The 14,341-nt window shown below is 41.5% G+C and carries 15 protein-coding genes and 3 pseudogenes; 8 read left to right on the forward strand and 10 right to left on the reverse strand.

The annotated features are described in order from the left end of the window. The first annotated feature begins 198 nt into the window (after positions 1-198). The 3 genes from VE944_RS04390 (at position 199) to VE944_RS04400 (ending at position 4,049) form a co-directional block, all read left to right on the forward strand. Complete coding sequence (locus VE944_RS04390) at positions 199-1,443, forward strand: glycosyltransferase family 2 protein (RefSeq protein ID WP_324972828.1); 1,245 nt, start codon at positions 199-201, stop codon at positions 1,441-1,443. Positions 1,444-1,522: 79 nt separating this feature from the next. Continuing rightward, positions 1,523-2,764, forward strand: a complete 1,242-nt coding sequence (locus VE944_RS04395; RefSeq protein ID WP_324972831.1) for an efflux RND transporter periplasmic adaptor subunit — start codon at positions 1,523-1,525, stop codon at positions 2,762-2,764. Between the two features lie 103 nt (positions 2,765-2,867). Next, positions 2,868-4,049: an ABC transporter permease gene (locus VE944_RS04400; RefSeq protein WP_324972834.1), complete on the forward strand. Its 1,182-nt coding sequence runs from the start codon at positions 2,868-2,870 to the stop codon at positions 4,047-4,049. Between the two features lie 102 nt (positions 4,050-4,151). Here VE944_RS04400 and VE944_RS34070 read toward each other — a convergent pair. The 3 genes and pseudogenes from VE944_RS34070 to VE944_RS34075 all read right to left on the reverse strand — a co-directional run. Continuing rightward, a pseudogene (locus VE944_RS34070) lies at positions 4,152-4,304 on the reverse strand (transposase); the annotation flags it as partial. Positions 4,305-4,612: 308 nt separating this feature from the next. Next, positions 4,613-5,053 carry a cyanase gene (gene cynS, locus VE944_RS04410; RefSeq protein ID WP_324972837.1) on the reverse strand — a complete coding sequence of 147 codons (441 nt, stop codon included), beginning with the start codon at positions 5,051-5,053 and terminating at the stop codon, positions 4,613-4,615. Between the two features lie 391 nt (positions 5,054-5,444). Then, positions 5,445-5,642 (reverse strand): annotated as a pseudogene (locus VE944_RS34075) (AIPR family protein); the annotation flags it as partial. Between the two features lie 77 nt (positions 5,643-5,719). On the opposite strand from VE944_RS34075, the gene VE944_RS04415 reads away from it, so the two are divergent. Both VE944_RS04415 and VE944_RS04420 read left to right on the forward strand, forming a co-directional pair. Continuing rightward, a complete protein-coding gene (locus tag VE944_RS04415; protein WP_324972838.1) occupies positions 5,720-6,058 on the forward strand; it encodes a helix-turn-helix domain-containing protein in 339 nt (112 codons plus the stop codon). Positions 6,059-6,155: 97 nt separating this feature from the next. Then, positions 6,156-6,422 (forward strand): annotated as a pseudogene (locus VE944_RS04420) (helicase-related protein); the annotation flags it as partial. Between the two features lie 51 nt (positions 6,423-6,473). Here VE944_RS04420 and VE944_RS04425 read toward each other — a convergent pair. Next, the gene (locus tag VE944_RS04425; protein ID WP_324972841.1) at positions 6,474-6,608 is read right to left on the reverse strand and encodes a hypothetical protein; all 135 of its coding nucleotides are present in this window, start codon (positions 6,606-6,608) and stop codon (positions 6,474-6,476) included. 90 nt (positions 6,609-6,698) lie between these two features. Between VE944_RS04425 and VE944_RS04430 the strand changes: the two genes are divergently transcribed. Further along, entirely contained in the window at positions 6,699-8,318 is a 1,620-nt protein-coding gene (locus VE944_RS04430) for an SDR family NAD(P)-dependent oxidoreductase (RefSeq protein WP_324972845.1), read from the forward strand. A gap of 552 nt (positions 8,319-8,870) precedes the next feature. Here VE944_RS04430 and VE944_RS04435 read toward each other — a convergent pair. The 3 genes from VE944_RS04435 to VE944_RS04445 form a co-directional block, all read right to left on the reverse strand. Continuing rightward, complete coding sequence (locus VE944_RS04435; RefSeq protein WP_324972848.1) at positions 8,871-9,377, reverse strand: DUF1993 domain-containing protein; 507 nt, start codon at positions 9,375-9,377, stop codon at positions 8,871-8,873. A gap of 259 nt (positions 9,378-9,636) precedes the next feature. Next, the gene (locus VE944_RS04440) at positions 9,637-9,792 is read right to left on the reverse strand and encodes a hypothetical protein (protein ID WP_324972851.1); all 156 of its coding nucleotides are present in this window, start codon (positions 9,790-9,792) and stop codon (positions 9,637-9,639) included. Between the two features lie 55 nt (positions 9,793-9,847). After that, entirely contained in the window at positions 9,848-10,309 is a 462-nt protein-coding gene (locus VE944_RS04445; RefSeq protein WP_324972854.1) for a hypothetical protein, read from the reverse strand. Positions 10,310-10,607: 298 nt separating this feature from the next. On the opposite strand from VE944_RS04445, the gene VE944_RS04450 reads away from it, so the two are divergent. Then, positions 10,608-10,817: a hypothetical protein gene (locus VE944_RS04450; protein ID WP_324972857.1), complete on the forward strand. Its 210-nt coding sequence runs from the start codon at positions 10,608-10,610 to the stop codon at positions 10,815-10,817. Between the two features lie 11 nt (positions 10,818-10,828). On the opposite strand, the gene VE944_RS04455 is transcribed toward VE944_RS04450, so the two are convergent. Next, a complete protein-coding gene (locus VE944_RS04455; RefSeq protein ID WP_324972860.1) occupies positions 10,829-10,990 on the reverse strand; it encodes a hypothetical protein in 162 nt (53 codons plus the stop codon). 89 nt (positions 10,991-11,079) lie between these two features. Beyond that, the gene (locus VE944_RS04460; protein ID WP_324972863.1) at positions 11,080-11,463 is read right to left on the reverse strand and encodes a hypothetical protein; all 384 of its coding nucleotides are present in this window, start codon (positions 11,461-11,463) and stop codon (positions 11,080-11,082) included. A 573-nt stretch (positions 11,464-12,036) separates the two neighbouring features. Between VE944_RS04460 and VE944_RS04465 the strand changes: the two genes are divergently transcribed. After that, positions 12,037-12,993, forward strand: coding sequence for an aldo/keto reductase (locus VE944_RS04465; protein ID WP_324972865.1), 957 nt, complete (start codon positions 12,037-12,039; stop codon positions 12,991-12,993). On the opposite strand, the gene VE944_RS04470 is transcribed toward VE944_RS04465, so the two are convergent. Then, the gene (locus VE944_RS04470) at positions 12,941-14,149 is read right to left on the reverse strand and encodes a cysteine desulfurase family protein (RefSeq protein ID WP_324972869.1); all 1,209 of its coding nucleotides are present in this window, start codon (positions 14,147-14,149) and stop codon (positions 12,941-12,943) included. The genes VE944_RS04465 and VE944_RS04470 overlap by 53 nt on opposite strands. Between the last annotated feature and the right edge of the window lie 192 nt (positions 14,150-14,341).

Consider the following 14,341-nt stretch of genomic DNA (forward strand, 5'->3'; position numbering starts at 1 on the left):
TTTAATAACTTAAAGATAATAGAACTTACGCAAAATTATGGAAAAACGAACCGCGTTCGCGCAGCGTCTCGTTAGAGAAGGACACAAAGGACACGAAGGGAAGAGGGTTTCAGAGAGTTATTGCGTAAGTCCTAGATAAGTTTGTCTTTAATTTATGATGCAGACGTTATTACCAAACAGAGGGGGATTAGCAAGGATATGAAATATGAAACCAAAGTAACTATCGCGATTCCAACCTACAATCGCTCGGATTTATTAAAAGTTAGCCTTCAAAGCGTTTTATCACAAGACTATTCAGATTTCCAAGCTCTGGTGTTAGATAATGCTTCTACCGATGATACAGAGGCAGTCGTTCGCTCGTTTGCAGATCCGCGCATCACTTACGTGCGTAATGAAACTAATATTGGATTATTTCGCAATTGGCAACGAGCTATTGAGCTTAATTCTAGTTGCTATCTCAGCTTCTTGCCGGACGATGATATCGTACTACCTAACTTTATTAGCGAATCCGTCTTAGCGTTAGATAACCATCCAGAGGCTGGTTTTTCAGTTGGTCAAATTGAAGTGGTTGACAATAATGGTGCTTTCTTAGAGGACAAAAGCAGAAGATTTTCAAGTAACTTTTTAGAGGGGTTCATCGACGGATTAGATTTTATTCACCAAATTGTTGACGGGCGAAAATGGATTTTGCTTTTTTGTGCAGCTACCATGTTTCGCGCTGATGCACTGGCAGCAGTTGGGGGATACGACACGCCCCACTCCAAGTACTTGCTAGACTTAAACCTATACTTGCGGATAGCAGCGCAATTCGATCTTTTCTTTATACCTAAAACGCTGGCTCAATTCCGGTCTCACGCTGAACAGGATTCTCAGCTTAACTTCGGCTCTGGGGGAACAGGATCGCTGGCTGCGATCGCAGAACGTACTGATGCGATCGCTTATTTGTTACAGTCGCCGCGTGCAGAGGATGCATCTTATCGTCAGTGGTTAGCAGAGCGCGTGTTGTATATAAATATGCGCCGTAGTGAGTTGACATCTGAACTGATACCTGAACTTAATTTGAGTTGGTCAGAGCGGCTACAGATTGCGATGCGGGAAATTGCATCTGTGATTCCCGCTGGGAAGCGTCTGATTTTGGTCGATGAAAATCAATGGGGTTGTGAGATTCTGGCGGGATTCGATGCTCTACCCTTTTTAGAACATGACGGTCATTACTGGGGAGCGCCACTGAATGATGAGATGGCCATCCAAGAACTTGAACGAATGCGTCAAGCAGGAGCAAGTTTCATGGTCATTGGCTGGCCGGCATTTTGGTGGCTTGATTATTACTCTGGTCTGCGAAATTATCTCAGATCAAATTTCCGCCGCATTTTGGACAACAGCCGCCTTGTTGTGTTCGATCTCTGGCTGCGAGATTCTCCAACATTACAGCTATTTACCTGAAAACTATTCTAATTGCGTAGGTATAGCCCGTCGTAGACATCGCTTGTAATTAACTGCAAACTCACTGGATCGAGTTGTCATGAACTGGAAATATGAAAAAGGTAAATTTAATATCCCAAGTCGATGGCTAGCCTGGTCAGGAGTTTTAGCTTTAGCTAGCGCTGGCGGTTGGCTGACCTACTTCTTAGCTCTGAATCAACCTCCTGAACCAGTAGCAGTACGCTTGTTAACTGTGGAGCGAGGTAATGTTGAAACCACAATCAATGAGAGCGGTACTGTTGAGTTACGAGAACAGCGAATCTTGAAGTCCCCAAAAGAGGGTGCAGTCGAACGAGTCATGGTCAAACCTGGTGACAGAGTAAAACTTGGTCAAGTGTTGCTGACCCTGCGTTACCCAGAGCGAAAAATTGCTCTTACCAATCAGCAGTTGCAAATTCAACAAGAGCAAATCAATCTAGCACGTAGTCGTCAGAAAATTATTGAAGCCCAAGAACGATTAATAGCCGAGGAACGACAACTCAAGAGGCTTGCTCCCTTGGTGCAAGAAGGAGCTATTGCCCAACAACAAGCCCAAGCGCAAGAAGACGCAGTGCGCGTTGCTCGGGCTAGCCTGCGAGATAGTCAAGCAGAGGCACGTACAACCGCCCTCAAAATTCAGACTTTGCAATTGGAGCGCCAACTTATTCAGCAGCAACTTCAAGATAATATCGTGACTGCACCATTAAATGGTGTAGTCTTGGGTGTCAATGTAGAGGACGGTGATGGAGTAGAATTGCGTACCAATCTGCTGACTTTGGGCGATCCAGGAAAAATCCTGGTGAAACTCCAGCTTTCTACCCTCAACGCTGCTCAAGTTCGCGTCAGTCAACTTGCCCGCATTAATGCGATCGGGCCTAATGCAAAGACGTTCTCTGGACGGGTGCAAAGCTTGTATCCTCAAGCACTCACCGCTGAAGACCAAAAACAAGACGGTAGTAGTCCAAAACAATCAGATCAACCAACAGTACCTGCAACCATTCGGCTTGATACCCCTACTCGCACACTGCTCCCTGGTAGTAGGGTAAATGTCGAGGTTGTGTTGCAGCAACGGCAGAACGTAGTAGTTTTGAAGACGGAGGCTATTGTGCGCTCGGAAGCGCGTCCCTTTGTATGGGTTCGGGATAGCCAAAATCAAGCCCAAAAACGTCCCATTAATCTGGGATTGGAGGGGTTAATGGCTGTAGAAGTAACCTCTGGTTTAAATCCTGGCGAACAGGTCATACTGCCGCCCGTTGAGTCGCAACTCAAGCCAGGGCTGCCAGTTAAGGCAAGTGAAAAGTAATAAATAAATTAATATTTAGACTTTATTCCCCCAGTTTATTTTCGTGACATTTACTCCACACCTTTATACTCACCCATTTTTAAGCTAGAGCAAAGCGACTATTATGGCTCTTTCAGCTTTTGACTTATTAAATATTACCTTTCACTCCTTAGGTAGGAACCCGTTGCGTTCTGCTCTGACTATTCTAGGGGTATTTATGGGTGTGGCTGCTGTTAGTGCTACACTTCAGGTTGGTAATATTAGCCGGGCCGCGATCGCTCAACAATTAGCAAAACGAGGCGCACCTCAAGTTTCAGTTTATCCAAACTGGGATTCTGGTGGGCAAACCACCCAACTCAAGTTGGAAGACATGGAATTCTTACGACAGCGAATGGTAGGTTTGCAGGCGATCAGTTCTTTTAATTGGGCTGGTTCTACGCCAACTGTATTTCGGGACAAGGAATTTACTCCACCCATGTCACCTGTTTCCCAAGATTTTTTGCTGACTTCAGGGAAATCATTGGTTTCGGGACGGTTTTTCACATCTGAAGATTTTGCTAACTACCGTCCGGTGATAGTAATCGATCAATTGCTGGCAGAACAACTTTTCCAAAAGCAGGAACCTGTGGGGCAGCTGATTTATGCTGGGCAAAGACCCTATATCGTCATAGGGGTGGTAGCGACTAGTCTAAATGAAAATGCACCCCCGGCGGGTCAACTATATGTGCCGATGTCTATTTACAATGCTTTGACCGGTAGCCGCGACATTGGGAGTATCCAAATGCGCCCTTACTCACTTGAAGATGTGGAAGAGTTAAGCCAGCAAGCAGAGAAGTTACTGTTACAAAGATTTCCAGGTTACAAATTTAAATTTTGGAATAATGTATCAGATATTATACAGCAGCAGAAAACTCTAGAGATGGCTTCCCAAGGTCTAACAGCAGTAGGAGCGATCGCGCTATTAGTTGGCGGTGTTGGGATTGCAAATATTATGATTGCCTCAGTAACAGAACGAACCGCTGAAATAGGTTTGAGACGGGCGGTGGGTGCAACCCAACGGGAAATCATGCAGCAATTTATTCTAGAGGCGATGCTTTTAAGTCTAATAGGAGGGACAGCAGGGCTGGGAGTGGTGCATGGATTGACAGTTGTGGTTACAGATACCTTTAGCTTACCCTATGAGTTTGATAGCAGAATTGCAGTGCTAGCATTAGGATCAGCGCTAGCGGTAGGGGTGGGAGCTAGTTTGCTTCCCGCCGTGCGGGCCAGCCAGATCGACCCAGTAAAAGCCCTACGTTCAGAATGATGAACCTATCCCACAAACTAGTAAATCCGATTCGGGATGGGAGCAACGCGAAAAAGTGAGAGCATTGTCTAATGAGCAGGGGGAGCAGGGGAGGCACAAATGTCGAAATTGTAACCATGCCCAACATTTTTCAATTCGATTTAGATCAGGGGAATAGGGTGGCAGATATATCAGTTGACACCCCACAGCTTCAATTAATTGTGCAATCCGACCACCATGATGAAACGTTGCATTATCCAAAATCACCCACTCACCTCGGCGTGGGCACGTTCGACCGCCGCCCAGGTGCGCTCTGCCGTTTCCTGCACAAAGGTAATCTCGTCTTCGGGATGAATATTGACTCCCGCTTCGGCGAAAGTGTAAACTTCGTGCGGGGCGTGACCGTGCATAAGCTTTGTGCGATCGAATCAACCTTGTTGATTTTCAATAAGTACCATAAAATCATAACAACAGAATTTTCTCACTACCTAATTCTGAGTATTACGAATAAAAGATGCGTTTGTTCTTCAACAAACGCTTGCAGACCCTTTGCTAGTCATTAAAAGTATCTACACCCAAGAGAATTACCATTTTTTGTAAGGAAGAAATTTCCCTGACATAATAATTTTCACACGTTCGCCTTTTGGGTCTTCTTCCTTATCTACATCCAAAGTAAAATCAATAGCACTCATAATTCCATCACCAAACTTTTCTTGAACTACATCTTTTAGTGGAAGTCCATACACCTGCATAATTTCATAGAACCGATAAATAAAAGGGTCAGTTGGAACAACAGCATCACTACCTTTTATCGGATATTTAGTCAGTTCCCTAGCATCGTCTATATCAAGCCCCAATATATCAACTAGTAACTTTGCTTCTTCAGGTGAAATACTCGCTTGACGGTAAATTACAGAGGCAATCCATACTTCGTTACATTGCAGAACTTCTGCTAATTCTGCAAAAGTCAGCCCCTTGTTTTCTTTGGCTGTTAAAAGTTTCTGGGTAATTTCAGGAATAGACATTTGGAGTAAAATAGGATTGAATTTATACCTTAACAAGCATACACTAACTCAACACATGAAGCTCGGAACTCAGTTTTTGTGTCTTGTTTAAAACTTAGCTGAGATTTTTTTGATTAGAGTGGTTGAGCGATTATTTACCGCTCCTTTGCTCTTTTTAACTTTTAGCTAGGTGTCAGCTTTAATTCTTTTTTACCGAAGAAAGGCAGAGGGCAGTTCTTGCTGGAGGCAGAAGGAAGAGAATATAATTTTTCCCTCAGCAATCAAGGGTTTAGAGCAAGTAAATTTATTTATGAAAAACAGAAAAAATATGTATTTCGAGACGCGCAGCGCATCGCGTTTCGCGTCTCCCCTTGGGAGAAGAAATACTAAGTCCCTATTGAATCCCCTAAATTTATTTATGGGGTTTCCCTTCTGCCCTCTGCCTCCTGCCTCCTGCCTTCTCAACGGACTTGACCATTTTCACCAAGGAAGAATTGAGATAACTTTATGCAGAGATATACAAACTTTCCCGAATCTCTTGATTACGGCTGATTTTTGTACCGACTGTATTGCCTGCTGTTTTCTCCGATACCAAGTATTTGCGAAAGTAAGTAGGTAGGTACGAAAAAACCAAACTATGTAAAGATAAGTAAATATGGAGAATGCATCTACCGAGGTGACTTATATATGGGCGCCCGTTTAAGGATATTCTTGACTCGTGAGCAAGACAGAACCCTGTTAAAGCTAAGAACTACGGATGTACCACAGAAAGTAAAAGATCGAGCAGAAATAATTAGGCTAAACGCACATGGCTGGTATGTAGAAAAAATAGCTGCTCACTTTAATTTGACTCTACAAACGGTGAGAGAGGTTTTGCACAAATGGAAAAGCAAAGGTCTAGAAGGGCTTTGGGAACTACCCGGTCGAGGAGGAAAGTCAAAATGGGGAGAAGAGGACATAGTATTTTTGGAAGAATGCCTGAAAAAAGAACCACGTACAGACAATAGCAGCAACGCAATTTTCTGAAGTCAGACAAAAAACGAGCGATCGCTAAATCCTAAATTCAGTAAATTAGTAAAATATATACCTATTAAACAGGTCGAAATCTAAGTAATATTGAGAACTGAATTTAACTGCTGCTGATTATGTGCTTCATACAGATCCTTGGTGGAATCCCGCAGTGGAAGATCAAGCCTCAGACCGTGCCCATCGCATTGGGCAACAACGCCCTGTTACTATTTATCGTCTAGTAGCAAAGGATACTATTGAAGAAAAGATTGTGCAATTGCATCAGCACAAGCGAAATTTGGCAGACAGCTTATTGGAAGGTGCTGATATTAGTGGCAAGATATCAACGGAAGCCTTGTTACAGCTGATTAGTGAAGGTTAAGGCATTTACCAAGGCTTTTTTGACAATAATCGCTCACTCACTAACTTGCTTTTATCTGACTTGAGCGATGGCTGCGCCCGCCGAAGGCATCGCAAAACTTGTTGCGCCATAATTATTACCTGGAAATAAGGTTTTGGCACGGTGATGCCTAAGCGCCCAATTCAAATTATAGAGGGATTTAATCATGATGCAAGATGATGAAATATTTAACGTTATATTAATACTGGCTATATTTCTAGCAATTAGTTGGAAATAAATACTAAGAGAGCGGAAATTATGCAAGTGTGTCTGGTTACAGGTGGTAATTCTGGTGTAGGTTTAATGACTGCTATAGGTTTAGCCAAATTAGGCAATCATGTATTTATTGCCTGTCGTTCGGCAAATAAAGCCGCAAAAGCTATAGACTACATCCGCCAAAGCACCGGAAATGAAAATGTGAAATTTTTACCTCTTGATCTAGCTTCTTTAGATTCAGTTCGTAAGTGTGTAAAACTATTTAATGGCTACAATTTGCCATTACATATATTAGTCAACAATGCAGGGATATTTAATAACAGAGGTACAACCAAAGAAGGTTTTGAACTGATTTGGGGAACGAACTATTTAGGTCATTTTTTGCTGACTTATTTATTACTAGAAAATTTGCAAAAATCTGCTCCTAGCCGCATTATTATGTTAGCATCAGATTTGGCATTATCTCCAAGTGGTATTGACTGGAATTTATTAGTTAAAAGAACACCTTTAAATTTCCTAAAATTATATGCCATTTCAAAACTCTGTTTATTGCTTTTAACCAGAGAACTTTCTGGGCGATTAAATAATTCTCAAGTTACTGTTAACGCCATACATCCAGGCTTTGTACAATCAAATATTACTATATGGCATCGTCTCAGTAAATATTTAGGTTTAGGTATTTCTTCGGAAGCCGGAGCATATAGTACCCTTATTTGTGCTACTTCCCCAGATTATCAGAATATTAATGGAAAATTTTTAGATAGTCACGCTCAAGAAATTATATTACCTGAAATAGCACAAAATCAAGAATTATCACAGCAATTATGGGAATATAGTTTATTATGGGCTGGTTGCAACCAACAGCAGAATACAAAGAAAATTAATTATGATGGTACTGATGAAATATGGGGGCCAAATTCTCTGAGTTTAAGCAGTAACGAAATAGCTGAGATTACCCAATATATTTTTGATAATATTATTTTAAGAATCCCAATAAAAATATTATTAAGACAGGTAGTTAAATCATTTATTAGATTTGATATTGGTTCGTTATTCATTATATCGGTTCAAGTGTTTACCAGATGTTTTTACATGGAAAGACATTTAGATTCACCTGTGATTTTGCAATTATGTGAAGATAAAAACTTATTAGAGAAGCTTAATGCTCATTTAGGGGATAACTTAGTATTATGGCGGTCAGAATTATGGGTAAATTATCCTGCCCAGCAATTAATTCCTTTTTGGCATCAAGACTCTTATTCTAAACTCCTGGAAGGAGATGGTAAAACTATCAATGCTTATATAGCTTTGACAGAAGTTAATGAATATAATGGATTTGAATATATACCTAATATTTACTTAAAAAGTTGCCAGATAAAAGGAACCGATCCTTTTAGTGGAAATAACTTTTTTGAAATCCCTGATGAAGTTGCAAAAAAAGCTATTCCTGTAGTATTACGTCCTGGTGAGTTTGTACTATTTACTAATACACTATTACATCGCTCAGTACGTAATAATAGCGGTAAAGTCAGACTTTCTTTAACGCTAAGGTTGACTCAATCAGGGGTAAAAGTTTTACCAGGTTATACTTCTAATTACCAGAAGCCTGTAATTTTGCAATCACAAAATAGCGTTGATCCTAAGAGAATGTCTAAGAAGTAAGAAAGCTCACGTAACTGTATCTGTCGTGAAAACAAATACTGGTTCTTCGGTTACTTTTATAAAGAATTAATAGAAAAGTGCCAGTTTAATAAACTGCGTAATCGAAAATTGCTAAAGTTACGAAAGCCATACCCAAGTCTTTTAATTTCTATCCTAGCACTGCTAAAAGATGGTTCAATACAACTCCTCAGAGAAAGCAACGGTATTAATTAATACTGCTAGGGTTTCTCTAGCAGCCACCCCAATACGGTTCGGATAAGCAGGGGAAGCAGGGGGGCAAGAGGGTATATGTTCAGCTATTTTTTTCTCCCCCTGCTCCCTCTGCCTGCCTCAACCAATAAATTCTTTAACCGAACGGTATTGGCAGCCACCCGACTTTACTAGGTATAATTCGCCATTCTGAGCGTCACAAAGTAAAAGGAAGAATCCCAATTTTTCGTCGCTCTGGCTTGGCTGCGTTACTGTTGATACAAAACATACTTTTCAAATTCCTCAAAGAGAGTAAAAAATTTCATGCAATACCGAATAGCCATGAGTTAGATACTGCTCCGATTAAGGCTGACCAAGAAAGTCTCCTTTGCCAAGTTCTACACCGCAGTGCCTAAGAATGTCATACGCTGTTGTGACATGGAAATAAAGGTTTGGTAAAACAAAATATAGGAGAAATGGCATTCCTTGAAAAGAGAGAGTGTTGTCACGCATCTGTAAGGTAATTGTTTTCTCCTCTGAACCATCAATTTGTTCAGGTTTAAATGTATTTAAATGAGAGATAGTTTGATGAATACGGTCAATAAGTTGAGGAAATGTAGTTTCATTGTCCTCGAATTTAGGTGGTTCTATTCCTGCTAACCGTGCTGCACCTCTATTTACTATGTCAGAGGCAATTTGCACTTGTTTTGATAATGGAAACATATCTGGAGATAGACGACTATTAATCAACACAGAAGGATCTATTTTTTTAGTTTCTGCATAAGCAGCACCTTTTTCAAGAATGTTTATAAGGTTATCCAGTGTTCGAATAGACACGGGTATTAAAGCTTGGTACATTGAAATGGTCATTGAGATTTCTCCAAAAAAAGTTCAAAACACTTTGAGCCGCCCCATCTAATCTTAGAGGGGATTGACTGGGATATTGTGTCAAAGAATATGGAACTGATACGAGTTCTCGATATGCTATCTGACGTTGGTGTGCGACTAGAATTTTGGTGAGGCTCAAAGACAGCCCCCATAGTTAATAATCACTGAATCCTTACAGAGTTAGTTCTTTTTGCTTGGGAGGAACTGACCTTTTAGCGATCGCTTTCTGTGCCCAACTTTCTCATGCAATCCATTCAGGCCGTTGCGGCGCATCTGTCACCAATTTACCAAACTTTTGAGGGTAAGCATCCTCAAAGTCTGACTTTTCACGGCGCAACGCTGATGAATTGTTTGCTGATTTTGTAGAGTGACAGATTATTTGACCGTAATCTGTCACTCTGGTCAAATAATTCGTCGCTTTATAGCCATCCTGACAACGCGTTTAATTAGAATTAAACTGCAAAACATTCTTCAAAAAATGGATAAAACTTGTTCGCTAACAACTCAAACCTTTCTCCAATACAATCAGGGCGAGCTATTTTATAACCTCTGCCATTGTACCAATCAGGATTCTTCCCTGGAGAATAACATAGATAAGCCGTGCCCTCTTTGTAGTACCCAGATATAGTTAAGATATTTATTTTAGGTAAATAATTTACTTGAAAATTCCCTACAGCACGGTTTCCACTTTTAAAAGTAATGGCTAAATTATTATCAATAATGTTTTGATAGTCTTGATGTAATGATTTTAAATAAATTTGTGGTACAACTAAAGCTGCATGAACCTTGCCGATTTTTCGAGCAGATAACTGAAACTGAGTGTCGCTAAAAACTTGCCCAGCAATCATAGTAACCTCTGCTTGAAAATTTATTTGTACTGCGTAAAGAAGTCGTTCTAAATCTATATTGAGCATTGCTTTACCTTTGAATATTCAAATATTGTCAAGAAATATTATGAGATTTTAGTATCTAAAATTTTGCTGAGACAAAAAAATTAATAAAAATGAAATTGGCAGAGCGATTAATCATTAGATCCTATGGGTCTAAATTGATATTTATCTTAGATACATACAGCACAATCTGTTTTCCAGAAATATACTGGAAGTAGATCAACTTGCTAGTGTCCAATTTGTTCTTTATTAGCTCACCATCAGCCACGCCTACAGCTTTAGCGACGAGAGACAGATTAGCTCTCGGTCGTCAAATACAACTGTGTTAGAAAATTTGGGGCGCTCACTGCAAAATCCAGTAGTAGTGCTAACTGGGTCACTCTTGTTGGTTTATGTTGGTATGGAAGCTTGCATCGGCAACTGGGCATACACTGTGCAATCCGTCGCTCGCCAAACTCCCGAATTGATTGCTGGTTACAGCGTTAGTGCCTACTGGCTAGGATTAACATTGGGACGAGACTATCAAGGTTGAATCGGTAGTCCCTAAAATCCACGAGCATTATTGGTCAGACTAAAGTGCGATCGCAGAAATGAATCCATAAGTAGTTTAGCTTTCCCCATGAACTTGTGCTGCAATCTTGTCGAGGCGATCGCATTCCCCCAATCCCAGAAGCGTTGCACCAAAAGCGTGAGAATTGCACGCATCTTGTCATTGAATAAAATACTACTTCATATATTTGATTACGGTGGCTGGAGTAGCAATTAAGCCAGACCGACGAAGACTAAAAACCCGATTATGAGCAAAGACTGCTAGACCAGTCTTGATGACCTCGATTTGGTTGACACTTGTATTGCCGACCTACCCAGACAATTTCCCATTTATTTTTGTTGCGTCTCAACTCGATGCGATTTCGTCTCCCGATCACTGAATCATCAGCCAAACCTACTGTGGTATGAACGATTACAGATGTGTTTTGTGTAGGATACGCAACTGAAATCTCCTCAGACTTTCTTCCTTCTTGTTCTTCTAAGTTGCTAAACAATTGTGCAGCCACAGCTTTTGGAATAGTAACTTTAATACGGTTAGAAGAGATAAATTCTTGCACCTTAATTACCTGAAAAGCAGAATGTGGGTTACTTTGGGCAGACGCAACACCCTGTAATTGCGTGCATATCATAGCAGATGAGATTAGTGAAAGTTTAAGCATGGAAGGGGGCATAGTGATGCGTATAATAATTTTTATAGTAATTCGAGTATGAAAAAAAAGGTTTAAAATAGATGCCTTTTGGCACGGTAAAAGCACAGACCTATCTATCTTTTAAAGATGCGATCACTCCCATTGCTAAAGTCAGACGTAGAAATGCGCGAACCCTGATCCAAATGAATAGTCCAAAGCTTCAAAATATTCTAACCTTTGATTAGTGCTTTGCTATCCAAGCGTTACGGTTTGCTTCTCTATTTTGATAAACACTGACAACTGTTACTATCTTCGAGCAAGTCTAGTACACTGTGCCGGAAGACAAGGGACTTGAGTCACTTGTTAATTGAGATAATAGCTGGATTTACGCCGTGCTGTACTAATGTATAAGTAGTATGTATCAACACAACCTTCAAGATTTAGTAATCCTACATAAGTAGTGATTTGCTGTTGTGTTCTCACTAGTAGTCATTCACACTTCAGATAGCGGTTGAGAAAATATTTGCAACCTAAACTAGCAATTGACTCAAAAATCCTTGGAGATATATAGATATGCAAACCAAACAGCTCGGTAATTCGGAGCTTCACATTACCCCAATCGGTTTTGGAGCCTGGGCGATCGGTGGAGGTGGATGGGCTTTTGGTTGGGGAGCGCAGGATGACCAAGAATCGATTGAAGCGATCGCTCACGCTCTGGATCTGGGCGTTAATTGGATTGACACCGCAGCTATCTATGGTCTGGGACATTCGGAGGAAGTTGTTGCTAAGGCGCTCAAGGGTCGATCTAATCGCCCTTACATTTTCACTAAATGTTCAATGATTTGGGATGAAAAGGGCGAAATTGGTCGTAGCTTGAAGGCGGATTCTGTGCGGCGGGAAGTTGAAGCTAGTTTGCGCCGACTTGATATTGAAACCATTGACCTCTACCAGATCCACTGGCCTAACCCAGAGTCAGAAATTGAAAAAGGCTGGACGACTCTTGCCAAGCTCAAGGATGAGGGTAAGGTTCGTTATATCGGGGTTTCAAATTTCAATGTAGAACAGTTGAAACGTATCCAAAAGATTGCACCAGTTACTTCATTGCAACCGCCTTATTCGCTGGTTAAGCGCGATGTCGAAAACGAGATTCTGCCTTTTTGTCAGGAAAACAACATAGGTGCGATTGTTTATTCACCTATGCAATCTGGCTTGCTTACAGGAAAGATGACACCTGAGCGGGTTGCCAATTTACCAGATAATGATTGGCGCAGGAATAGCGGTGAATTTCAGGAGCCACGTTTATCTCGTAACCTGAAGTTGGTGGAGGTGTTACAGGATATTGGTAAGCAACACGATCGCTCCCCCGGTGAGGTGGCGATCGCTTGGACTTTAAACAATCCGGCGGTGACGGCTGCGATCGTTGGCGCACGCAATCCTAAGCAGGTGGAAGGAATCATCGCTGCTGGGGAATTTCGCCTCAATCAGCAGGAGCAAGCTCAGATTGGCGCTTTCTTGAGTGAGAATCCATAAAAGAGGTTTTGCGTAAACTTTGAATAGTAGCGATCGCATGTTTCGCCACAATATCAATTTCCTCTTGGGTATTAAACCGTCCAATCCCAAACCGCACTGAGGCATAAGCTAGCTGTTGGGAGTTCCCCAGTGCTGTCAGAACATGGGATGGTGCAGTACTTGCCGATGAACAAGCAGAACCAGAAGAAATCGCCATTACTGGCTGCAATCCTAGCAAAAGTGCGGCTCCATCCACCCCCTCAACGCTGATATTCAAGTTTCCCGCCAATCGCTGTTGAGGGTGTCCGTTGAGATGAATTCCTTCAAGTTGAGAAAGCTGTTCCCACAAGCTTTGCCTTAACTGAGTGAGGCGTTGGTTTTCTGTTGCTTGTTCAGCCAAGGCGATTTCTACAGCTTTCCCAAAGCCGACAATTTGCGGTGTATACAATGTCCCAGACCGCATCCCCCGTTCATGTCCGCCGCCGTGCTGCTGGGGAGCTAGTTGCACTCTGGGGTTGCGCCTGCGGACGTACAGCGCCCCAATGCCCTTTGGCCCATATACTTTGTGTGCTGTTAGCGACATCAAATCAATTTTCATCGCTTGCACATCCAGGGAAATTTTACCAATAGCTTGGGCTGCATCGGTATGGAAAATGATGTTGTAAGCATGGCATAGTTCCCCAATTTCGGCTATTGGCTGTAAAACGCCAATTTCGTTATTTGAAGCCATCACCGAAACCAAAATTGTCTCAGGACGGAAAGCTTTGTTTAACTCAGTTAAATCAATCAGTCCATCTTGTTTAACGGGGAGAATAGTAATTTCAAAACCCAAAGTTTTTAAATAATTACAAGGATCAAGAACTGCATTATGTTCAGTGGCAACAGTAATAATATGCTGACCTTTTTTAAAATAAGCTTCCGCAACACCTTTAATAGCTAAATTATTCGCCTCTGTTGCACCACTAGTAAAAACAATCTCTTCAGGAGTAGCGTTAATTGCTCCTGCTAAAATCTCTCGTGTTTGCTTAACAGCAGCTTCTACTTCCCAACCGTAAACATGACCGATACTTGCTGGGTTGCCAAATTTTTCTGTGAAGTAGGGGAGCATTGCTGCTAATACTCGTTCATCTACGGCTGTAGTAGCGTGGCAATCAAGGTATATAGGACGAATAGACATAATTATTAACTCAAACTTTGACTCAATTTTTTTAATACACTTAGAGGATGTTTGAAAAGTCAGCCGAGGGGTAAAAAAGCTCTCTAGGTATAAACTATGAATACGTAGAACACAGCACCGAGAGAGCAACATGAGTAAAGCTTACCCCAGTAATCTGACTCGCGCCCAATATGAATTCCTGAGTGACATGAT

This window comes from Nostoc sp., assembly GCF_035638895.1.
In the GTDB taxonomy this organism is placed as follows: Bacteria; Cyanobacteriota; Cyanobacteriia; order Cyanobacteriales; family Nostocaceae; genus Nostoc.

What these genes read in the sequence shown, in the direction of transcription:
- cynS (WP_324972837.1), bottom strand. Translation starts at nt 5,053, where the DNA reads ATGTCTATTCCTGAAATTACCCAGAAACTTTTAACAGCCAAAGAAAAC.
- VE944_RS04425 (WP_324972841.1), bottom strand. Translation starts at nt 6,608, where the DNA reads ATGATTAAATCCCTCTATAATTTGAATTGGGCGCTTAGGCATCACCGT.
- VE944_RS04460 (WP_324972863.1), bottom strand. Translation starts at nt 11,463, where the DNA reads ATGATATGCACGCAATTACAGGGTGTTGCGTCTGCCCAAAGTAACCCA.
- VE944_RS04415 (WP_324972838.1), top strand. Translation starts at nt 5,720, where the DNA reads ATGGGCGCCCGTTTAAGGATATTCTTGACTCGTGAGCAAGACAGAACC.
- VE944_RS04470 (WP_324972869.1), bottom strand. Translation starts at nt 14,149, where the DNA reads ATGTCTATTCGTCCTATATACCTTGATTGCCACGCTACTACAGCCGTA.
- VE944_RS04455 (WP_324972860.1), bottom strand. Translation starts at nt 10,990, where the DNA reads ATGCGTGCAATTCTCACGCTTTTGGTGCAACGCTTCTGGGATTGGGGG.
- VE944_RS04390 (WP_324972828.1), top strand. Translation starts at nt 199, where the DNA reads ATGAAATATGAAACCAAAGTAACTATCGCGATTCCAACCTACAATCGC.
- VE944_RS04400 (WP_324972834.1), top strand. Translation starts at nt 2,868, where the DNA reads ATGGCTCTTTCAGCTTTTGACTTATTAAATATTACCTTTCACTCCTTA.
- VE944_RS04395 (WP_324972831.1), top strand. Translation starts at nt 1,523, where the DNA reads ATGAACTGGAAATATGAAAAAGGTAAATTTAATATCCCAAGTCGATGG.
- VE944_RS04465 (WP_324972865.1), top strand. Translation starts at nt 12,037, where the DNA reads ATGCAAACCAAACAGCTCGGTAATTCGGAGCTTCACATTACCCCAATC.
- VE944_RS04435 (WP_324972848.1), bottom strand. Translation starts at nt 9,377, where the DNA reads ATGACCATTTCAATGTACCAAGCTTTAATACCCGTGTCTATTCGAACA.
- VE944_RS04445 (WP_324972854.1), bottom strand. Translation starts at nt 10,309, where the DNA reads ATGCTCAATATAGATTTAGAACGACTTCTTTACGCAGTACAAATAAAT.
- VE944_RS04430 (WP_324972845.1), top strand. Translation starts at nt 6,699, where the DNA reads ATGCAAGTGTGTCTGGTTACAGGTGGTAATTCTGGTGTAGGTTTAATG.